General features: G+C 51.4%; 16 protein-coding genes, 6 tRNA genes, 1 other RNA gene and 3 pseudogenes. 18 read left to right on the top strand and 8 right to left on the bottom strand.

Going from position 1 to position 21,146, the window contains the following annotated elements; all coding sequences use genetic code 11:
* The first annotated feature begins 90 nt into the window (after positions 1-90).
* Positions 91-1,080 carry an L-glyceraldehyde 3-phosphate reductase gene (mgrA, locus tag KQP84_RS08475; protein WP_215845985.1) on the top strand — a complete coding sequence of 330 codons (990 nt, stop codon included), beginning with the start codon at positions 91-93 and terminating at the stop codon, positions 1,078-1,080.
* Positions 1,081-1,255: 175 nt separating this feature from the next.
* Positions 1,256-1,627 carry a DUF2502 domain-containing protein gene (locus KQP84_RS08470; protein WP_215845983.1) on the top strand — a complete coding sequence of 124 codons (372 nt, stop codon included), beginning with the start codon at positions 1,256-1,258 and terminating at the stop codon, positions 1,625-1,627.
* Between the two features lie 52 nt (positions 1,628-1,679).
* Here KQP84_RS08470 and KQP84_RS08465 read toward each other — a convergent pair whose 3' ends face one another.
* Positions 1,680-2,921 carry an Nramp family divalent metal transporter gene (locus tag KQP84_RS08465; RefSeq protein WP_215845981.1) on the bottom strand — a complete coding sequence of 414 codons (1,242 nt, stop codon included), beginning with the start codon at positions 2,919-2,921 and terminating at the stop codon, positions 1,680-1,682.
* Positions 2,922-3,289: 368 nt separating this feature from the next.
* Here KQP84_RS08465 and KQP84_RS08460 point away from each other — a divergent pair.
* From KQP84_RS08460 to KQP84_RS08440, 5 genes and pseudogenes are all read left to right on the top strand, one after another.
* Positions 3,290-4,482: pseudogene (locus KQP84_RS08460) on the top strand (NupC/NupG family nucleoside CNT transporter).
* 203 nt (positions 4,483-4,685) lie between these two features.
* Positions 4,686-5,771 (top strand): LLM class flavin-dependent oxidoreductase, encoded by a 1,086-nt coding sequence (locus KQP84_RS08455; RefSeq protein ID WP_215845980.1) that lies wholly within the window; start codon positions 4,686-4,688, stop codon positions 5,769-5,771.
* Entirely contained in the window at positions 5,771-6,751 is a 981-nt protein-coding gene (locus KQP84_RS08450; RefSeq protein WP_215845979.1) for an ABC transporter substrate-binding protein, read from the top strand. Before KQP84_RS08455 ends, KQP84_RS08450 begins: the two co-directional genes overlap by 1 nt.
* Positions 6,748-7,338, top strand: a complete 591-nt coding sequence (locus KQP84_RS08445) for a cysteine dioxygenase family protein (protein WP_309140142.1) — start codon at positions 6,748-6,750, stop codon at positions 7,336-7,338. Before KQP84_RS08450 ends, KQP84_RS08445 begins: the two co-directional genes overlap by 4 nt.
* Positions 7,331-8,944: a rhodanese homology domain-containing protein gene (locus KQP84_RS08440; protein ID WP_215845977.1), complete on the top strand. Its 1,614-nt coding sequence runs from the start codon at positions 7,331-7,333 to the stop codon at positions 8,942-8,944. The genes KQP84_RS08445 and KQP84_RS08440 overlap by 8 nt, the downstream gene beginning before the upstream one ends.
* Before the next feature lie 101 nt (positions 8,945-9,045).
* On the opposite strand, the gene KQP84_RS08435 is transcribed toward KQP84_RS08440, so the two are convergent.
* Positions 9,046-9,121: transfer RNA gene (locus tag KQP84_RS08435), tRNA-Ala, on the bottom strand.
* A gap of 46 nt (positions 9,122-9,167) precedes the next feature.
* Positions 9,168-9,243 (bottom strand) — tRNA-Ala (locus KQP84_RS08430).
* A gap of 371 nt (positions 9,244-9,614) precedes the next feature.
* On the opposite strand from KQP84_RS08430, the gene KQP84_RS08425 reads away from it, so the two are divergent.
* Entirely contained in the window at positions 9,615-10,403 is a 789-nt protein-coding gene (locus tag KQP84_RS08425) for a formate/nitrite transporter family protein (protein ID WP_215845976.1), read from the top strand.
* A 110-nt stretch (positions 10,404-10,513) separates the two neighbouring features.
* Positions 10,514-10,867, top strand: a complete 354-nt coding sequence (locus tag KQP84_RS08420; protein WP_215845975.1) for a YfeC-like transcriptional regulator — start codon at positions 10,514-10,516, stop codon at positions 10,865-10,867.
* A 35-nt stretch (positions 10,868-10,902) separates the two neighbouring features.
* Here the strand turns inward: KQP84_RS08420 and gltX are convergent, their stop codons facing one another.
* The gene (gene gltX, locus KQP84_RS08415) at positions 10,903-12,318 is read right to left on the bottom strand and encodes a glutamate--tRNA ligase (RefSeq protein WP_215845974.1); all 1,416 of its coding nucleotides are present in this window, start codon (positions 12,316-12,318) and stop codon (positions 10,903-10,905) included.
* Positions 12,319-12,589: 271 nt separating this feature from the next.
* Between gltX and KQP84_RS08410 the strand changes: the two genes are divergently transcribed.
* The 6 genes from KQP84_RS08410 (at position 12,590) to KQP84_RS08385 (ending at position 13,679) form a co-directional block, all read left to right on the top strand.
* Positions 12,590-12,664 (top strand) — tRNA-Val (locus tag KQP84_RS08410).
* A gap of 51 nt (positions 12,665-12,715) precedes the next feature.
* Positions 12,716-12,790, top strand: a tRNA-Val gene (locus tag KQP84_RS08405).
* Between the two features lie 41 nt (positions 12,791-12,831).
* A tRNA-Val gene (locus KQP84_RS08400) sits at positions 12,832-12,907 on the top strand.
* Positions 12,908-12,911: 4 nt separating this feature from the next.
* Positions 12,912-12,987: transfer RNA gene (locus KQP84_RS08395), tRNA-Lys, on the top strand.
* A gap of 44 nt (positions 12,988-13,031) precedes the next feature.
* Positions 13,032-13,168, top strand: a non-coding RNA gene (locus KQP84_RS08390) — RtT sRNA.
* 166 nt (positions 13,169-13,334) lie between these two features.
* Positions 13,335-13,679 (top strand): FlxA-like family protein, encoded by a 345-nt coding sequence (locus tag KQP84_RS08385; RefSeq protein WP_215845973.1) that lies wholly within the window; start codon positions 13,335-13,337, stop codon positions 13,677-13,679.
* Here the strand turns inward: KQP84_RS08385 and KQP84_RS08380 are convergent.
* Positions 13,676-14,596, bottom strand: coding sequence for a LysR family transcriptional regulator (locus KQP84_RS08380; protein ID WP_215845972.1), 921 nt, complete (start codon positions 14,594-14,596; stop codon positions 13,676-13,678). The genes KQP84_RS08385 and KQP84_RS08380 overlap by 4 nt on opposite strands.
* 95 nt (positions 14,597-14,691) lie before the next feature.
* Between KQP84_RS08380 and KQP84_RS08375 the strand changes: the two genes are divergently transcribed.
* Positions 14,692-15,702, top strand: coding sequence for a bile acid:sodium symporter family protein (locus tag KQP84_RS08375; protein ID WP_215845971.1), 1,011 nt, complete (start codon positions 14,692-14,694; stop codon positions 15,700-15,702).
* 35 nt (positions 15,703-15,737) lie between these two features.
* Here KQP84_RS08375 and KQP84_RS08370 read toward each other — a convergent pair whose 3' ends face one another.
* The 3 genes from KQP84_RS08370 to zipA form a co-directional block, all read right to left on the bottom strand.
* Positions 15,738-15,956 carry a DUF3820 family protein gene (locus KQP84_RS08370; RefSeq protein ID WP_215845970.1) on the bottom strand — a complete coding sequence of 73 codons (219 nt, stop codon included), beginning with the start codon at positions 15,954-15,956 and terminating at the stop codon, positions 15,738-15,740.
* Position 15,957: 1 nt separating this feature from the next.
* On the bottom strand, positions 15,958-17,976 hold the full coding sequence (gene ligA / locus KQP84_RS08365; protein ID WP_215845968.1) for an NAD-dependent DNA ligase LigA: 2,019 nt from the start codon (positions 17,974-17,976) through the stop codon (positions 15,958-15,960).
* 74 nt (positions 17,977-18,050) lie between these two features.
* Positions 18,051-19,037 (bottom strand): cell division protein ZipA, encoded by a 987-nt coding sequence (gene zipA, locus KQP84_RS08360; RefSeq protein ID WP_215845966.1) that lies wholly within the window; start codon positions 19,035-19,037, stop codon positions 18,051-18,053.
* A gap of 217 nt (positions 19,038-19,254) precedes the next feature.
* On the opposite strand from zipA, the pseudogene cysZ reads away from it, so the two are divergent.
* Both cysZ and cysK read left to right on the top strand, forming a co-directional pair.
* Positions 19,255-20,021: pseudogene (gene cysZ / locus KQP84_RS08355) on the top strand (sulfate transporter CysZ).
* Between the two features lie 141 nt (positions 20,022-20,162).
* Positions 20,163-21,133 (top strand): annotated as a pseudogene (gene cysK, locus KQP84_RS08350) (cysteine synthase A).
* Positions 21,134-21,146 lie beyond the last annotated feature (13 nt).

Below are 21,146 nucleotides of genomic sequence, written 5' to 3'. Positions count from 1 at the left end.
ATGTGAGATCCATGACGCGTTGCGACTAAGTGTAAACGTATACACTGCTATGCTTTCGGCTCATTATCTCGTTTGAGACAGGAACGCTGTATGACCTCTTTCCCGCATCCCGATCGTTATCAACAGATGGAATACCGCCGCAGCGGCCGTAGCGGCCTCAAATTGCCAGCCATTTCGCTGGGGTTATGGCATAACTTTGGCGACAGTACGCGCGTCGATAATAGCCGTGCGCTGCTGCGCCATGCTTTTGATCGTGGCATCACCCATTTTGACCTGGCTAATAATTACGGCCCACCACCGGGTTCGGCGGAAGAGAACTTTGGCCGTATCCTGCGCGAAGATTTTCGACCTTATCGTGATGAATTAATTATCTCGACCAAGGCGGGCTATACCATGTGGGATGGCCCTTACGGCGATTGGGGATCACGCAAATATCTGGTTTCTAGTCTTGATCAAAGCCTGAAGCGCATGGGGCTGGAATATGTCGATATCTTTTATCACCACCGTCCTGACCCGGAAACGCCACTGGAAGAAACGATGCGCGCACTGGATCATGTAGTGCGTCAAGGCAAAGCGCTGTATGCCGCAATTTCGAATTACCCCGCCGATCGCGCGGCTGAAGCCATTGCAATTTTGCGCGATCTCGGCACGCCATGCCTGATTCACCAGCCGCGCTATTCGATGTTCGAACGTACGCCGGAACAAGGTTTACTGCACACGCTGAAAGATAACGGTGTTGGCTGTATCGCCTTTTCACCGCTGGCGGGCGGTGTGTTAACCGATCGCTATTTGCAAGGCATCCCGGAAGATTCACGCGTTGCCAGCGGCAGTAAATTCCTGCAGGAAAACCAGCTGACCGATGAGAAAATGGAAAAAGTGCGCAAGCTGAATGTGGTGGCGCAGCAGCGTGATCAAAAGCTGGCACAGATGGCGTTGGCTTGGGTACTGCGTGATGAAAGCGTGACGTCAGTGTTGATTGGCGCCAGTAAAACTGCGCAAATTGACGATGCCGTTGAGATGTTAGCGCAACGTCAGTTCAGCGAAGCAGAGCTGGCGGCGATTGAAGCTGCTTTAGCGTAATAAATCTTGTGTAACCGCTTTCTCGCCCGGTTTTCACCGGGCATATTCCCCGCCAGAAAATTCTCAATTAAGATTATCCCTACAACATTCAGACAAAATCTAAACGATACGCTGGCAGTAAAATGGCAGAATAGCGCCACGGTAGCGGTCACAAGCTACTGATTAGGAGATAATTATGAAACGTGCAATTCTGTTTGCCGCTTTGCTGGCAAGCCTGTCGCCGCTGGCGATTCACACAGCTCAAGCAACAAGTGCTTCAATCGACCTGGCGCCTGGCGTCACGCTGCATCTTGGCGATCGCGATCGTCGCGGTTACTTTTGGGACGGTGGTCGCTGGCGCGAACCGCGCTGGTGGAACGATCGTTACTCCTATAATGATCGCCGCTGGTGGCGACATGAAGAGTGGCGTCGCCATCAAGAAAGGGAGCGCGAACGCCACTGGCAAGCAAAAGAGCGTGAGCGCCGCTGGAAACATGAGCATCGTCGTGATCATCACGACCGCCACGATCGTCATAACCATCACGATCATTGGGACCATCGTCATTAATAAAAAAAGCCCGGTTAGCAATAACCGGGCTTTTTTTGTTTTGGCGGAAGGGCTACAGACCTAACACTTCACCGACCAAAAGATAGATATTCAACGCCACCACCAGCAGTACGATTAAACGTCCGGCGTTCTGCATCAAACGTGAATTCACCATCTCATCGCCCATAATTTCGCGATTACCGGTAAATGACAGCAGCGGAATCAGCGCCAGCGCGATACCAAAACTCAGCAGCACCTGGCTGAATACCAGAATGCGCGTGGGATCCCAGCCCGCCCAAATCACAATAAATGAGGGTAACATCGTCACGGTACGACGCACCCACAGCGGAATGTGGAAGCGGATAAAGCCTTGCATCACCACCTGCCCCGCCAGTGTTCCCACCACGGTTGATGAAAGACCGGCAGCCACCAGACTCAAACCAAAAACGGTGGCTGCGGCATGGCCCAATAACGGTTGCAGCGTGAGATAAGCCTGATCGAGATCGGCGATTCCGCTGTGGCCGCTGAAGTGAAATGCCGCCGCGGCCGTCGCCATCATGGCCAGATTCACAAAGCCGGCAATCGTCATGGCAATCGCCACATCTAACTTAGTTGAGGAATATCGCTCGCCTTTAGTGCCGCGCGTGTCACCTTGGGTTAAGGCTGAATGCAGATAGATAACGTGCGGCATGATGGTTGCGCCTAATACGCCAGCCGCAAGGAATACCGCATCAGAAGTCGGTAATGATGGCAGCGCCATCCCCATTACCAGTTCGCTGACTTTGGGCTGCGAGAAGAACAGCTCAACGATATAGGCCGCTGCAACAAACAGCAGCAAGCCACCAATCACCAGCTCAAGCGGTTTTTGCCCACGGCTTTGTAGCATCAATATCAGGAAGGTGGCGATACCGGTGAGCACCGCGCCTTGCATCAGCGAGATGCCTAATAATAATTTGAAGCCGAGTGCTGCCCCGATAAATTCAGCCAGATCGGTGGCCATGGCGATGATTTCCGCCTGCACCCAATAAAACCAGACTGCAGGCCGGGGAAAGCGATCTCGGATGTGCTCCGCCAGGTTTTTACCTGTGGCGATGCCCAGCTTGGCTGACATTAACTGGATCAACATCGCCATGATGTTGGCCCAGACCACCACCCACAGCAATTTGTAGCCATAGGCAGCACCAGCCTGAATATTGGTCGCAAAGTTACCCGGATCGATATAGCCAATAGCGGCGATAAAAGCGGGCCCTAACAATGCAAGTTTTACTTTTCTTGCTCCGCGAGCGGCTCGCTCGGCGGCACGGCTTTCAAACATAATTTCTATCCTGTCTGAACGTAAGTTCACCCGTGCAGTTTACGGGTCCGCCTTTACCATTAAAATTTGGTTATGATTATTGTTCTAATAGATAGTGCTATAAAGTATAGCCTTTGCTATACCTTGAGGCAAAGAAAGTGCCTGATAAAATGTGAACAACCGTTTCACTCTACTCGCGGTTCAAATTATAGACAATAAGTTTGTGGATATTCGCTGTGTACTTTTTGTAAACAAGACGTGAACGGTGAGAGTTTTCTGAGAAATAGCGTGATAGCGAATACTTATATTGTGGTACAGATCTCGTTTTTAAGTAACGCGTTACATAGAATACGCAGCAAAATACAACTCTCCTCAAATTTGGAGCAAACATGTCCCCTGTTTTGCATTTTCTTTTAGCACTAGTGGTAGTCGGCGTGTTGGCCTTGTTGGTCAGCCACGATCGTAAAAGTATTCGCATTCGTTACATCGTTCAGCTTCTGGTTATTGAAGTCTTGCTGGCGTGGTTCTTCCTTAACTCCGAAGCAGGTCTTGGATTTGTGCAAGGTTTTGCCGGGATATTTGACCATCTGTTGAAATACGCCGCAGAAGGGACGAACTTCGTTTTTGGCAACATGAGTGAGAAAGGCCTCGCCTTCTTCTTCCTTAATGTGTTGTGCCCGATTGTCTTTATCTCTGCGCTGATCGGTATTCTTCAGCACTTCCGCATTCTGCCGTGGGTTATTCGTGGCATCGGTACCGTGCTGTCAAAGGTTAATGGTATGGGTAAGCTGGAATCCTTTAACGCCGTTAGCTCTCTGATTTTGGGACAGTCAGAAAACTTCATCGCCTATAAGGATATTCTCGGCAAGATGTCACAACGCCGCATGTACACCATGGCAGCAACAGCCATGTCTACTGTGTCGATGTCAATCGTCGGCGCGTACATGACGATGCTGCAGCCAAAATATGTGGTGGCCGCGCTGGTGCTTAACATGTTCAGCACCTTTATCGTGCTGTCGCTGATTAACCCGTACCGCATAGACAGCGAAGAAGATCTGCAATTACAGGATTTACATAAAGGCCAGAGCTTCTTCGAAATGTTGGGCGAATATATCCTCGCCGGTTTCCGCGTTGCGATTATCGTCGCGGCGATGCTGATCGGTTTTATCGCCCTGATTTCCGGCCTGAATGCATTGTTTGATCTTATCTTCGGCATTAGCTTCCAGGGTGTGTTGGGTTACGTCTTCTTCCCGTTTGCCTGGATGATGGGTGTGCCTTCGGGGAAGCGCTGCAAGTGGGCAGCATCATGGCAACCAAACTGGTTTCCAATGAGTTTGTGGCAATGATGGATCTGCAGAAAGTGGCGGGTCAGCTGTCGCCGCACTCAGAAGGTATTCTTTCAGTGTTCCTGGTTTCCTTCGCTAACTTCTCCTCTATCGGGATTGTAGCCGGTGCCATTAAGGGTCTGAACGAAGAGCAAGGTAATGTGGTTTCACGCTTCGGCCTGAAGCTGCTGTACGGCTCAACACTGGTCAGCGTGTTGTCTGCCGCCATTGCCGGTTTGGTATTGGCTTGGTCATAAAATTCGATTCATAAAGACAAAGGGCGAGCCTGACTCGCCCTTTCTTCTGAGTTATTCCCATCGGTTATAACCGCTGTAAACGTTCTCCCGCCGCCGCACGCCGCCTTTCGCCAGATAACGCAAATCCTTTGCACAATAACGAATTTCCATCCTGTGCCGCTCAGCCCGTAATTTTTCTTCATGACTTAACATCAGGAGAAAAAATGAGCATTCAGTTTCTCGGTATGATTGGCCATCGCCTGGCTTCCGAAATCATTCCTGCCAGCGGACCGCTGTTCGATAAAAACTATATCGCCGATTTTGCCCGCGCTCATGAGCAGGCTGGATTCGATCGTATCCTGGTTGGATATTGGTCTGATCAACCCGATGGTTTCCTCGTCACCGCTCATGCGGCAGCTAATACGTCACGCATTAAATTTTTGCTCGCGCATCGCCCCGGCTTTGTCTCGCCCACGCTGGCAGCACGCAAGTTGGCAACGCTTGATCATCTGACTGATGGACGACTGGCGGTGCATATCATTAGCGGTGGCAGCGACAGTGAACAGCGTCGTGACGGTGATTACCTCAACAAAGCCGAACGCTATGCACGCACTGACGAATTTCTCAGTGTCCTGAAACAGAGCCTGACATCTGGTGAAGCTTACGATCACGACGGCCATTTCTATCAGGCTGAAAAGGCGTTTTCAGCCATCAAACCGGTGCAGAATCATCTTCCGGTTTACTTTGGTGGGTCCTCTGATGAAGCGATTGATGTCGCTTCACGCCATGCAGACGTCTTTGCTTTATGGGGCGAACCGCTGGCGGGTGCAGCCGAAACGGTTCGCAGCGTGCGCGCTGCTGCTGCAAAACATCATCGCGAGATTAAATTTAACATCTCGTTTCGACCGATACTGGGCAGCACGGAAAAAGAAGCCTGGGAGCGCGCCGAACATATCCATGAAACCGCGCGTCTGCAGCTGGCAGAAAGCGGCTATACCTTTGGCTTGCCGAAACCACAAAGCGTTGGCGCACAGCGTTTGCTGAATGCCGCTAATCAGGGCGATCGTCACGATAAAGTGTTGTGGACCGGCATCGCAAAACTGGTAAGCGGTGGCTACAACTCCACGGCGCTGGTCGGCACGCCAGATCAGGTTTCCGATGCTTTGCTGGATTACTATCGCCTTGGCATCGACAGCGTCTTAATTCGCGGCTTCGATCCGCTGAATGACGCATTGGAATATGGTCGTGAACTGATTCCGCTAACCCGCGAAAAAGTTGCCGCGTTGGGCAGCGAAAGAAGGAGCGCCTGATGCGACGGGCGACCCTTTTTGCTGGTTTAACGCTGGCACTGAGTCTGAATCCCCTGTTTGCAGCGGAAAAAGTGGCATTACGCTTAGGCGATGTAAAAGGCGATCGCTTCGCCGCGCTTAAAGCCTCTGGCGAGCTGGATAATCTTCCTTATGAATTGAAACTCACCGCCTTTGATTCTGGGGCGCCGGTGCAGGAAGCGCTGAATGCTGGCGCACTGGATGTTGGCTTTACCGGCGATTTACCGTTTTTGTTTGTTTATGCTGCGGGCGCGCCGGTAAAAGCGGTCGGCGCCTGGCAGAATAATCCCGACAGCATTGCGCTGCTGACCCGTCCTGATGCGGGTATCAAAAGCTTGCAGGATCTCAAAGGCAAGCAGATTGCGGTAAACCGTGGCGGATGGGGGCACTACTTGATCCTTGGTTTGCTGGAGCGCGCCGGACTTAAACCTTCGGACGTTACGCTGCGCTTTTTGAGCCCGGTTGACGGTCGTGCCGCGCTGACCTCCGGTGCAGTTTCGGCATGGGCGCCTTGGGAGCCCTATATTGCCACTTCAACCCAGGTTGATGGCACCGTTCGCGTACCCAATGGCGGCGGTAAAGGCGTGATGTCTGGCTATTCCTATGCGCTGGCGCGCAAAGAGGCGCTGAGCAATCCTGAAAAACGCCAGGCGATTGCGGACTTACTCACACGCCTGGCGAAAGCGCAGGTCTGGGCAGAAAAGCATCCGCAACAGTTTGCCATTGTGCTGGGCAAAACCTTGAATATGCCGACCCGCATCACGCAGAGTTGGATTGCCGATGCGCGCATTCGACCGCTGGTTTTTGATCAATCACTCATTCCTACGCTGCAAAAATCTGCTGATTTCTTCCATCGCTACGACGTGTTGCCACACGTGGTTAATGTCAGCGATGCGTTTGACTTCAGCCTGTCAGCGGGAGCCAATCAAATTGCCAAACACGCTGCAGGAGACAAATCGTGAGTGAATTACAACATCACCGCTTACGCGACTTTGTCGCACAGCTTGCTGCCCTGCTGGATAGCCAGCCGCAGGAGGCAGAAATTCTGGAAAAAGGCAGCGAGCTGTTGCGTCCGCTGCTGCAACAGGATGACTGGCTGGATGAAACCTTTACTCAACCCCATTCTGAACATTATCAGCAATATTTGCTGCATGCAGATGCGCAGCAGCGATTTTCAGTAGTGAGCTTTGTCTGGGGGCCAGGCCAGCAAACGCCGATTCACGATCATCGCGTTTGGGGCTTGATTGGCATGCTGCGTGGCGCAGAAGTTTCACAATCCTTTTGCCTTACGCCGCATGGTTTGGCGGAAGAAGGCGTACCGGTGAGACTTGAACCAGGCCAGGTTGAAGCCGTATCACCTCGCGTGGGTGACATTCATCGCGTGAGCAATGCATTCGACGATCGCGTTTCTATCAGCATTCACGTTTATGGCGCAAACATTGGTGCCGTGAAGCGAGCGGTCTATCGCGAAGATGGCAGCGAAAAAACGTTTATCTCCGGCTACAGCAACCGTTACTTACCTAATATTTGGGACCTTTCACATGGCTGAACAGACTTTTCCCCTGCGCGATGCCGCAGACATTATCCAGGCACTGCGCCAACAGCAGGAAATTGCGTTAGTCGATGTGCGTGATGAAGCGCTTTATGCCACAGGTCATCCACTGTTTGCCGTCAATCTGCCGCTATCCAAACTGGAACTGGAATGGCTCGATCGGATCCCTCGTCGTGATACAGCCATCACACTTTATGACAATGGCGAAGGCTTAGCCCAGGCGGCGGCAGAACGTGTCACACGTTGGGGCTACAGCAATATTACGTTGCTAAAAGACGATCTTGACGGCTGGGAAGCTGCTGGTGGCGAGCTGTTTATTGATGTCAATTCACCGAGTAAAGCGTTTGGTGAGTTAGTTGAGCATCACAACCAGACGCCTTCGCTGGCGGCTGAAGATGTCAATGCGCTGCTGCGCGAAAAGGCTGATGTGGTGGTGCTGGATGCTCGCCGCTATGACGAATATCACACCATGAGTATTCCAGACGGTGTAAGCGTGCCGGGCGGGGAATTAGTGCTGCGCGTGCGAGATTTAGCCCCTTCACCCGCTACCACGGTGATTGTGAATTGCGCTGGCCGAACGCGCAGCATTATTGGAACGCAATCACTGGTGAATGCCGGGATTCGTAATCCGGTATTTGCGTTACGTAATGGCACCATTGGCTGGAAGCTTGCAGGATTATCGTTGGATCACGCTCAAACACGACGTTATGGCGCCACCAGCGATACTGCGCAACGTCAAGCAGCAGCTCAGGCGCGACGAGTAGCCGATCAGGCAGGCGTTTTACGTCTTGATAAATCCGCGCTGGCGCGCTGGCAGCAGGAGGCAACCACCTATCTGTTTGACGTGCGTGATGGCGAGGAGTTTTCTGCTGGTCACCTGCCCGGCAGTCGTTCAGTGCCTGGTGGGCAGCTAATTCAGGAGACCGATCATTACGCTAGCGTACGGGGCGCGCGGATTGTTCTGCTTGATGATGAAGGTGTTCGCGCCAATATGACGGCATCGTGGCTAGCGCAACTGGGCTGGCAAGTGGCCGTGCTGGATGGATTAACCGCACAAGACTTTAGCCAACAAGGCGGCTGGCAACCCCAGGTTCCATCCGCACCAGCGGCAGAATTTATCTCGCCTACGCAGCTTTCCGAATGGTTAGCGCAGAACAATACGCAGGTACTGGATTTCACTACCCGCGCTAATCACGTGAAAAGCCATATTCCTGGCGCCGCCTGGTTGCTTCGCTCGACGCTTCAGCAACAGGGAAACAGCGCACTGCCCGCTGCTGATCGTTATGTTTTAACCTGCGGCAGTAGCCTGCTAGCAGGATACGCAGTAGATCACGTCGCAGCGCTCACCGGTAAACCTGTTTATGTACTGGAAGGCGGAAACGCGGCATGGCGCAACGCCAATTTACCTACCGAAACGGGTGAGCAAAACCTGTTATCACCGGCAATTGATCGCTATCGTCGTCCTTATGAAGGCACCGATATCGAACCCGCCGTCATGCAGGCTTATTTAGACTGGGAATATGGTTTGGTTGCGCAGTTAGATCGTGATGGAACACACGGATTCCGCGTATTGAAAGTTCAGCAGGAAGGTGTGCCAGCGTAACGATATGGCGCAAAAAAGAGATATCACAACAGGGGCGGCAGCAATGTCGCCTTTTTTAAAGATATTTTTTGAAATGCCTGAGAAATCAGGGCTTAAATGTTTGGTGGAGATAAGCGGGATCGAACCGCTGACCTCTTGCATGCCATGCAAGCGCTCTCCCAGCTGAGCTATACCCCCACATCTGAACATCGTTTTTACCGCGCCAAACTCTTGGGAAGAAGTTTGGTGGAGATAAGCGGGATCGAACCGCTGACCTCTTGCATGCCATGCAAGCGCTCTCCCAGCTGAGCTATACCCCCGAGCCGTAAAAACTGTCGCGTGAAGCGACGGACGGCATAATATGAAACCCCTTCGGAGTGTCAACGGCAAAATCACTTTCTGTGTTCGATCGCTGAAAAAGGCGGCAATCATCCCGCAATGGCGCGCTACCGCTGCAGTAAGCGCCTCACTCCACTCAATTTTCTGCTTACATAACTGCAAATAAAGACAGAATATTCCAGCTACCTCAAGTTAAATAGCCGTTAAATATGTTATGGGAATTTTCTTGTTTTCACCGAAATGACATGTGAAACTTAGCGTGCTAATTAAGCGGCTGCGGGGAAATCTTCCTGTGCACCGCGCTTCTACCAGGCGTTTGACGCTCCACTATTCAAAAAACGATTGAGATAATATGTCGCTGCATACACCAAAAGAGATCGCTCAACTGGCGATTCAAGCCGGCGTGGTTAAAAGCCGTGCATCCTTCAGTACCTTAATGCTTTTAGGTTTCATGGCTGGGGCCTTCATCGCCACCGGTTTTCTACTTGATCTGCATGTTATTAACTCTTTACCCGCAGATTGGGGTTCGTTCGGCGGCTTTTTAGGCGCAGCCGTCTTCCCGGTAGGATTGATTCTGACGGTGTTGGCGGGCGGAGAACTGTTAACCGGCAACATGATGCTGCTGCCAATGGCGTGGTTCGCTCGCCGTATTAGCTTAGCCAGCGTACTGCGTAACTGGTTGTGGGTGACGCTGGCCAATTTCCTTGGCAGCGTTGCGGTTGCCTGGTTCTTTGGTCACATGCTTGGCATGACTGAGGGCGACTATTTAAAGAAAACCGTCGCCATCGCCACAGCGAAGGCCAATGCTGATTTTCTGCACGCCTTTATTTCTGGTATCGGTTGTAACTGGCTGGTGTGTCTTGCTGTCTGGTTGGCTTTTGCCAGCAAAGATGTTGTGGGCAAAATCTTTGGCATGTGGTTTCCGGTCATGGCATTTGTCGCCATCGGTTTCCAACACGTTGTCGCCAACATGTTTATCATTCCTGCGGCTATCTTTGCAGGACAGATGAGCTGGGCTGAATATTTCCCTAACTTTATTGCCGTGTTTTTGGGTAATGGCGTAGGGGGTGCAATTTTCGTTGGCCTCACTTATTTCCTTGCTTTCCGCCCTGCTAGCGAGCAAGCCAGCGCTGCTCAATAAATATTCCTGCCTTTTGTCGACAGGCAAAAGGCAATTTCCTCTTGAGTTACTTTCACACGTTACGATTTGCTGTAATATGTAGAGCTAATGTATTGAACAGGGACAGCATCGTGAAAAAGGAATGGCTAACCCCCGAAGAGCTTGCAGTTGAAACGGGTTACAGTCGGCAGACGGTGAATAAATGGATCAAGCGTGAGAACTGGACCACTACACCAAAGCCGGGTGTACAAGGCGGTAAGGCGCGATTGATTCATATTGATGAACGCGTTAAAAGCTTTATCCAGTCAACACGTAACCTGAATGAGCCCGCCGCCATTTATGGTGCTCAACCTAATTCATTACCTGCGTTATTAATAAGTTCTGTCCAGCAAATGACGTCAATTGAACAAGATATGTTAGCTGCATTGATTTTGCGGGAAGGAATAAAAGGCGTTTTGCAGCGTCTTGGAATTAGCGAAGAGTGAAAGAAGCCGGAAGCATGATGCTTCCGGCTTTATTTTTAGGCTTGTGCCTCGCGCTCACGAATAAAGGCCAGTGCTTTTTCGATACGCTCTACGCTACGACTACGACCAATCGCTTCTACGGTCACATCAAGACCCGGTGATTGGCCCACGCCAGTAACAGCGACACGCAGCGGCATACCTACTTTGCCCATACCTACTTCCAGTTCATCAGCGGCATCCTGAATCGCCTGATGGACATTCTCAGCATTCCAGTCGCTAATAGCAGCCAGTTTATCGCGAACCACTTCCAGCGGCTGACGCGCTACCGGACGCAGGTGTTTTTTGGCAGCATCAGCATCAAACTCAGCGAAATCTTCATAGAAATAACGGCAAGTGGCCGCCATCTCTTTTAGCGTCTTGCAACGCTCACCCAGCAGCGTCACCAGTTTCGCCAGTTCAGGGCCGGTACGCGTATCAATTTTCTGCTCTTCAATATGCCATTGCAGATGTGTCGCCACATATTCTGGCGCCAGCGTATTAATATAATGGTGATTCAGCCACTGGAGCTTTTCCGTATTGAAAGCGCTCGCTGATTTGCTAACAGCATCCAGAGTAAACAGCTCTTTCATCTCTGGAATGCTGAAAATTTCCTGATCGCCATGTGACCATCCCAGGCGCACCAGATAGTTGAGCAGCGCTTCAGGCAGATAGCCATCATCGCGGTATTGCATAACACCCACAGCACCGTGACGTTTTGACAGTTTTTTACCGTCGTCGCCCAGGATCATTGATACGTGCGCATAAACAGGTACTTCTGCGCCAATCGCTTTCAGAATATTGATTTGGCGTGGCGTATTGTTGATATGATCTTCACCGCGAATAACGTGCGTGATCCCCATATCCCAATCATCTACCACCACACAGAAGTTATAAGTCGGTGATCCGTCAGTACGACGAATGATCAGGTCGTCCAGCTCCTGATTACTGAACTCAATCGGTCCACGAATCTGATCGTCAAAGATCACTGAGCCGTCTTGTGGATTGCGGAAACGCACTACGCAAGGTTCATCCGCAGCGTGATGATCATGACTGTCGCGGCAGCGGCCGTCGTAACGCGGTTTTTCACCGTTCGCCATTTGCGTTTCACGCAGCGCTTCCAGACGCTCTTTCGAGCAGTAACATTTATAGGCCGTGCCCGCTTCCAGCATTTCATCAATTACCGCGTTGTAGCGGTCAAAACGTTTGGTCTGATAATAGGGGCCTTCATTCCAGTCGAGGCTCAGCCAGTTCATACCATCCATAATAGCTTCGATGGCTTCCGGCGTTGAACGCTCAAGATCGGTATCTTCGATACGCAGAACAAACTCGCCTTGGTTATGACGAGCAAAAAGCCAGGAATAGAGTGCGGTACGAGCGCCGCCCACATGTAAATAGCCGGTCGGGCTTGGCGCGAAGCGAGTTTTGATTTTCATTGAGTATTGCCTTAAATGCGCGGGTTCTCTGTCTGAATGACAAAAAACGGGTTAGACGCGAAAAACAGTGCGCACATTCTAGCATCTGGTGGTGAATCCTCAATGCATGCGAGCTAACTGGGCCTGATGAAAGGGTTCCTTTCTGCTAATAAAACCAGCACATTGGCTAAAAGCGCTCCAGGATGTTTAAATTTAAACCGAACGAACATTTAAGTTTTAAAAACCGTTGACTCAAAATCAACTATCCCTATAATGCGACTCCACACAGCGGGGGTGATTAGCTCAGTTGGTAGAGCATCTCCCTTACAAGGAGGGGTCGGCGGTTCGAACCCGTCATCACCCACCACTCTTTAATTAACGTTTAGAGTTGGCCCGCAGTGAACAAGAGATAAGATATGGGTGATTAGCTCAGTTGGTAGAGCATCTCCCTTACAAGGAGGGGTCGGCGGTTCGAACCCGTCATCACCCACCATATCTTAGTCAGATGACGCTCTTGTTAAGCAGTACCGAAGTGGGTGATTAGCTCAGTTGGTAGAGCATCTCCCTTACAAGGAGGGGGTCGGCGGTTCGAACCCGTCATCACCCACCACTTCGGGTCGTTAGCTCAGTTGGTAGAGCAGTTGACTTTTAATCAATTGGTCGCAGGTTCGAATCCTGCACGACCCACCAATTCAGAGAAAAGCGCCTTTCAGGCGCTTTTTTCGTTTCTGCTGCACAGGTTTCAAACGTGCAGGATGAGAACCTGTAGCAGGTTCGACTGAATCGCCGGGAGCGATTCAGGCTGATGCGTCAGCATCACCCGCAGGGCGAGGCCCCGGATGGGCCGAGGCCTATCCTGCACGACCCACCAATTCAGAGAAAAGCGCCTTTCAGGCGCTTTTTCGTTTCTGCTGTACAGGTTGTGCAGGTTCGACTGAATCGCCCTTCCCCACCTTTTCCAAATCTTAACACTCCAGGCACTCAAGCCATGATCGCCCTCGCCGATAACGATAATGTCTATTTGCAAGGAGAAAACCATGTCCTCAATATCTGGCATTTTAAGCAGTGCCGTTAGTACCGGCAGCAGTGGTGGTGGAAGTGTCACCTCTCAAATCTCAGCGTTGAACAAACAAATCCAAAGCGTCACCAAACAGATAAAAGAGTTATCTGACAATCAGGATCTTACTGACGAACAAAAATCTGAAATGGAGCAGATGTATGAGTCGCAAATTGCCATGTTGGAAGCGCAAATTGCACAGCTTGAGCAAAAACAGGCTGAACAAGCGCAGCAGCAAACCGACAGTGCAAAGCAAAGCAGTGAAATAAAGGCGGACGGTGTAAATCGCCCGACAAGCAGTAATCAGATAGATGTCTACATTTAAAACGCCGGCTTAAGCGCGCGTTGTTGCGTCAGCAGCGTGGCCTGCTGACGCACTTCTTGCCATATCGCTTCCGCCGCAGGTGTTAACGAACGGTTTTTACGTTTAATGAGCGTCAGGCTGCGATTAATCTCGGGATATAAGCGTCGTACCGTTAATGCACGTCCTGCGGGTAAAGGCAAAGCAAGTGCAGGCAAAATGCTAATGCCAATGCCTGCTTCTACCATGGGGAAAAGTGTCGCGGGATGGCCAATCTCCTGTACTACCTCGACATCAACACCTTGTGTACGCAGCGCTGCATCAATTAACACACGACTTCCCGAGGCATAATCCTGCAATACCATTACGCGCTGATTGAGCATCGCCCACTGCGCTTGTTCAACACTCGCAAGTGGATCGTCATTGCGGCACAGTAATAAGAAAGGTTCATCAAGAATCGCCAGACAGCTAAAATCCGCATCGTTAAGCGGACCAATAACAATACCGAAATCAACTTCTGCATTACGAACACTTTGTAAAACCCATTGTTGCACGCGGTCATGAAGGATCACTTTGATGTCAGGAAAGTTTTCCTGACTCGATGCCAGGCATTGCGGCATCAAATGCGCGGAGATAGTTTGGCTAGCGGCTATGCGTACAGTTCCACTACGTTGCTCGCCATAACTGCGAATATCTAACAGCGTCGTATTCATCTCTTCCAGCAAGCGCTCCATGCGTGAAGCCAGTTGGTGTCCCGCCTCAGTCAACTTAACCTCACGCGTGGTACGGTCCAGCAAACGCACACCAATTTCTGCTTCTAATTCCTTAATGCTGTGGCTCACTGCAGACTGGCTCAGTCCGATCGCCTGTCCCGCCTGACTAAATCCGCCGTGATGGGCAACAGCGACGAAGGTGCGAAGTTGACGTAATGTGTAATTCATCGAAATTACTCATAGATTGATGCAATAAATCAATTTTATTTCTAAACCCAGTTATCGCACAATCGGTTCATTGTAATTTTAACCGAGTTTTAACAATGGGATTTTTACGCATCGACCCGATGATGATCAAACTCATCATCACCGTGCTGCTCGCCTCTTTCTTACCGGCAAAAGGAGGCTTTGTTGATTTCTTTGAATACCTGACCACCGCCGCAATCGCCCTGTTGTTCTTTATGCACGGCGCGAAACTCTCACGTGAAAAAATTATTGCGGGTAGCAGCCACTGGCAGCTTCACCTGTGGATCATGTGTAGCACTTTTGTGTTATTTCCTGTTCTCGGTTTACTGCTGGTGTGGTGGCATCCGGTCAATGTCGGTCCAGAAATTTATACCGGCTTCTTATATTTATGTATTCTGCCGGCAACAGTGCAGTCGGCCATCGCCTTTACTTCCATGGCGGGCGGCAACGTGGCTGCAGCGGTTTGCAGCGCATCAGCGTCCAGTTTACTGGGTGTCTTTATCTCCCCGCTGTTGGTGAATTTGGTGATGGATGTTCACAGCAGCGCGCCAACCGACGGTCTGGAACAGATTGGCAAAATCATGTTGCAGCTGCTGGTACCGTTCGTGTTAGGTCATCTGTCGCGTCGCTGGATTGCGGGTTGGGTCGAAAAACATCGTAGTTTGATTGGAAAAACTGACCAGACATCCATCTTGTTGGTCGTCTACTCCGCCTTCAGTGAAGCGGTTGTAAACGGCATTTGGCATCGCGTGGGTATTGATACGCTGCTGTGGATCCTTGCAGGTTGTGTGCTGCTGCTGTTCTTTGCACTGCTGATCAACTACTTAGCGTCACGCCTGTTTGGCTTCAGCCGTGCCGACGAAATTGTAGTGTTGTTCTGTGGTTCGAAAAAGAGCCTGGCGAACGGTGTGCCAATGGCCAATATTCTGTTCCCGGCCAGCGCAATAGGAATGATTGTGCTGCCGCTGATGATCTTCCATCAGGTGCAGTTAATGGTCTGCTCGTTTATCGCCGGACGTTATAAGAAAACCAATGAAAAGCAGCTGGCGCAGCAGGTTAAAGCGACGGTTGTTGAATCTCAGAAATAATGGCACCAATAAAAAGCCCGCAGAAGCGGGCTTTTTTATTCACTGCGTTTTAACGGCATCACCAGCCCTTCTAAACCTTCAATCTTAATCGCTAGCGTGAACTGCATCATTTCACCCAAGCGACCTGAAGGAAAGTCACCGCAGCGGGCAAACCACAGCAGATAAGGTTCGGGCAGATCGATCAGCATCCGGCCTTTATACTTGCCGAACGGCATGGCGGTATTGGCAATCTCAACCAGTTGCTGTTTGTCCAATTTATACTCCTAGCAGGCGAATCATTTCAGCTTCGTCAATGATCTCAATGCCCAGCTCTTGCGCTTTAGCCAGCTTAGAACCCGCGGCTTCGCCAGCAATCAGCAAGTCGGTTTTCTTCGATACGCTGCCGCTTACTTTGGCACCTAACGCAATTAAACGCTCTTTTGCATCATCACGGTTCATCTGTGAGAGCGAGCCGGTTAAAACCACCGTTTTTCCGGCAAACGGGCTGTCGATCTCTTCAGCGTTGACCACTTCAACTTGCGGCCAGTGAATGCCAATATCATCAGTTAGCTGGCGAATAACCTCCCGGTTACTCTCCTCTTCCATGAAATTGCGCACATGTGCTGCCACCACTTTACCGACATCCTGCACGGCAATCAGTGCATCCAGATCGGCATCCATGACTTTCTGCAGATCGCCAAAATGGCCTGCCAGGTTCGCCGCTGTGGCTTCACCGACTTCACGAATCCCTAAGGCATACAGGAAACGCGCCAGCGTAGTGGATTTGGCTTTTTCCAACGCATCAACCACGTTCTGTGCCGATTTTGGCCCCATACGATCAAGGCCAGTTAATTTACCGGCGGTAAGGCGGAACAGATCGGCGGGCGTTTTGACGTACTCTTTTTCCACCAGTTGATCGATGATCTTGTCACCCATTCCATCAACGTCCATGGCACGTCGGGACACGAAATGCTTAAGCGCCTCTTTGCGCTGCGCCCCACAAATCAGGCCGCCGGTACAGCGGGCCACTGCTTCCCCTTCAACACGTTCTACGTCGGAGCCGCACACCGGACAGTGGGTTGGGAACGTCACCTCACGCGCATCATCAGGACGCTCGGTTGTCACGACATTCACGACTTGCGGAATAACATCACCCGCGCGGCGAATCACCACTTTGTCGCCAATGCGTAAACCGAGGCGCTCAATCTCATCGGCATTATGCAAGGTAGCGTTGCTGACCATCACGCCCGCTACCTGGACCGGCTCAAGGCGCGCAACCGGCGTGATTGCGCCAGTGCGACCCACCTGGAATTCCACGTCACGCACAAAGGTCATCTGCTCTTGCGCCGGGAATTTAAAGGCGATCGCCCAACGCGGCGCACGCGCCACAAAACCTAAACGCTCTTGCAACGCCTGTGAATCTACCTTGATGACGACGCCATCAATATCAAAACCCAGCGACGGACGCTGCTGCTCGACTTCGCGGTAAAATGCCAGTGCTTCTTCAGCATTACGTGCAAGGCGAATGCGATCGCTGACCGGCAAGCCCCAGGCTTTAAATTGTTGTAGCCGCTCCATGTGGCTGTGCGGCATTTCCCCACCCTCTAACAAGCCAAAACCGTAGCAGAAGAAGGTAAGCGGGCGTTTAGCCGTAATGCGCGGATCAAGCTGACGTAACGAGCCCGCAGCTGCATTGCGCGGGTTGGCAAACACTTTGCCATCGGTGCGGCGCGCTTCGTTATTCAACTTCTCAAAACCGCGCTGCGTCATGAAAACTTCGCCACGCACTTCAAGACGTGCCGGGATGTTATCGCCTTTGAGACGTAACGGAATGGCGTGGATGGTGCGCACGTTAGCCGTGATATTCTCACCAGTGGTGCCGTCACCGCGCGTTGCCGCCTGGATCAACAAACCGTTTTCGTACAACAAACTCACTGCCAAACCATCCAGCTTTAGTTCGCAGCAGTAAGTAATATCATCGCTACTTTTTAAGCGATCCTGCACGCGTTTGTTGAACGCGAGGAAACTGGTTTCATCGAAAGCGTTATCCAGCGACAGCATGGGAACTTCATGACGCACTTGCTCAAATACGGTCAAGGGTGCAGCACCAACGCGTTGCGTGGGCGAATCAGGTGTAATCAGGTCGGGATGCTGCTCTTCAAGCGCTCGCAACTCACGCATTATGCGATCGTATTCAGCGTCTGGCACTTCCGGCGCATCCATAACGTGATAAAGATATTCGTGATGGCGCAGCGTAGTGCGCAGCTCGGTGATGTGATCCTGAACAGATTTCATAAAGCCCCATCAGATAAAAAACCCCCGACAAGCGGGGGTTTGCTAAAAACGTGTGTTAATTGTGCGCGTCGAACCTAAACGTCTACCACTTCGCGAATGCGAGCTTTGTAAGTTTCCAGCTTTTGCGGTGTCATCATGCGACGTTCATCATCCAGAACCACACCACCAACATCGTCTGCGATGCGCTGTGCTGACTGCAGCATCAGCTTAAAGTTCTGATGTGCGTCGCCATAGGACGGCACCATCATAAAGATGGAGATGCCTGGCGTGGAGAAGTCAGTCATGCCATCGGGATTGAATGAACCCGGTTTCACCATATTCGCCAGGCTAAACAGCACAGGGCCGCTTCCCGCTGGACTCAAATGACGATGGAAAATGTTCATTTCACCAAACTGGAAGCCCGCCTGCAAAATACCCTGCAACAGCGCTTCGCCGTTTAACTCACCACCAGAATGTGCCGCTACGTGCAGCACTAAAACTGCTTCTTTCGGTTTGTTCGCCGGCGCTTTCGCCGGTTCAGGCGCAGCAATCACTTCTGGCTCTGGCTCCGGCTCCGCCTGATAGGCAGGTTCAGGTTGTGCAGCTTCAAGTGGATCTAAATCCAACAGCGGATCGGCCTGAATAGATTGCGGAATGAACGGCGACTCAGCAGGTTGCTGAGGAACCGGTTCAGGACGCGGCTGCGGTTTTGGCTGCGGCGCGGGTGCCAGAAGCGGATCGCTTTCAGGCTGAGGCGCAACAGGGCGTGCCGCAGGTTGGCGCACAGGCTGCGTTGGCGCTGGCTTTTGCGGCGCCTCCGGCTGTGGCTCACGAATAGTGTCAAAACGCGGTTCCTGATGGCTTGGGCGCTCGTTGCGCACACGCACTTCGCCGACGCCTTCTTCATCGTCGTCGCTCAGGTTCTCATCATCATGTTCGTCACGTTGTTTTAGACGTTTGTGCGGGCGATCGCGGAACACTGACGAGCGCTCTTTACGGCTGGTCCACAGCCCATGAAGAAGGAGCGCTATAATGGCGATCGCGCCAACAACGATTAATATCAGACGCAAATCCTGCATCATTGTATTCTCTGTTGTTCCAATACCTTGCCACCGCGGCAAACTTTATCCTCTAACTGTATTTGCCCTGCTACACAAGTGCAAGTCTGTGCAGTATTTTCTGACAAATAAGTAGGACGCCCACGCTTTTTCGCTGTTTTTTTACCCAAACGGCATCTTACCATGAGAAAAAGCCAGGTTATTATGCTCGTGCCTTAACATCTTCAGGAGAATTGCCTTTATGGATCGTGAGAATTCTGTCTCATCGTTTAACGGCGTGCATTACTTTAGTCGCGGTTGGAAGCTGGTGCGTATGCCAGGCATCCGCCGTTTTGTGGTTATCCCTTTACTCGTCAATATCGTGATATTAGGGGCGCCTTTACATGGCTGTTCTATCGCCTCGGTAACTGGATCCCCGCGCTGATGGCACAGATTCCTGACTGGTTACAGTGGTTAAGTTACCTGCTTTGGCCGTTGTCTGTTATTTCCATTGTGCTGGTGTTTAGCTACTTTTTCTCGACCATTGCAAACTTGATTGCTGCCCCCTTTTGCGGCTTGCTGGCCGAACAGTTAGAAGGTCGTTTAACCGGTAAACCGCTGCCGGACAGCGGTTGGCTCGGCATGATGAAAGATATTCCACGCATTATGAAACGCGAACTGCAAAAGCTAGGTTATTACCTGCCGCGAGCTTTGGGATTACTGCTGCTGTACTTTATTCCAGGCTTCGGTCAAACCGTTGCGCCGCTGCTGTGGTTTTTGTTCAGCGCGTGGATGCTATCGATACAATATTGTGATTACCCGTTCGATAACCATAAAGTCAGCTTCCCGCGAATGCGTAGTGCGCTACGCCAGCACAAAACGGCCAATATGCAGTTTGGCGCCTTGGTCAGCCTGTTTACTATGATCCCCATTATTAACCTTGTCATTATGCCGGTTGCCGTCTGTGGCGCCACGGCGATGTGGGTCGATCGCTACCGCGCTGACCTGGTTCGCGCTGACCTGCGTTAAACTTATCAGCCTGCCTTATGCATTTTTCTTCAGGGCTTATTGCCACCTGACATATAGATATGCGATTTCTTTCCTTCCGCAGGGGAGCAGAAAAGGTATGCTCTGAGGGTTCCCAATAATTCATACAGTTAAGGGCAGGCTATGAGTAAGATCTATGAAGACAACTCTTTGACAATTGGTCATACGCCATTGGTTCGACTGAACCGCATCGGTAACGGCCGCATCCTGGCGAAGGTAGAATCCCGTAACCCGAGCTTCAGCGTAAAATGCCGTATCGGTGCCAATATGATTTGGGACGCAGAGAAACGCGGTATTTTAAAACCGGGTGTTGAACTGGTTGAACCCACCAGCGGCAACACGGGTATTGCGCTGGCTTACGTGGCTGCCGCTCGTGGCTATAAGCTGACACTGACCATGCCTGAAACCATGTCCGTTGAGCGCCGCAAGCTGCTTAAAGCGCTGGGCGCAACGCTGGTGCTGACCGAAGGCGCCAAGGGTATGAAAGGTGCAATTGGTAAAGCGGAAGAAATCGTAGCCACCGATCCCGATAAATATGTGCTGCTGCAGCAGTTCAGCAACCCCGCCAACCCAGAAATCCATGAAAAAACGACCGGTCCAGAAATCTGGGAAGATACCGATGGCGAAGTTGATGTGTTCATCGCCGGCGTGGGTACAGGCGGTACATTGACCGGCGTAAGTCGTTACATCAAAAACACCAAAGGCAAGAAAGAGCTCATTACTGTTGCTGTAGAGCCAACCGATTCACCGGTTATCGCTCAAGCGCTGGCAGGCGAAGAGATCAAACCAGGTCCGCATAAAATTCAGGGTATTGGCGCGGGCTTTATCCCAGGAAACCTTGATTTGGATTTGGTTGATCGCGTGGTTGCCATTTCTAACGAAGAGGCGATCAGTACGGCGCGTAAGCTGATGGAAGAAGAAGGCATTCTGGCAGGTATCTCTTCGGGTGCCGCGGTTGCTGCAGCACTAAAACTGCAAGAAGACGAAGCCTTCGCCAACAAAAATATTGTTGTCATTCTCCCTCTTCCGGCGAGCGCTATCTTAGCACCGCATTGTTTGCCGATCTCTTCACTGAAAAAGAGCTTCAGCAGTAAGGCTGATAGTCTG

This window comes from Candidatus Pantoea bituminis (genome assembly GCF_018842675.1).
Lineage (GTDB): Bacteria > Pseudomonadota > Gammaproteobacteria > Enterobacterales > Enterobacteriaceae > Pantoea > Pantoea phytostimulans.
The sequence above is the reverse complement of the archived record's forward strand: the minus strand, read 5'-3'. Positions and strand labels throughout refer to the sequence as shown.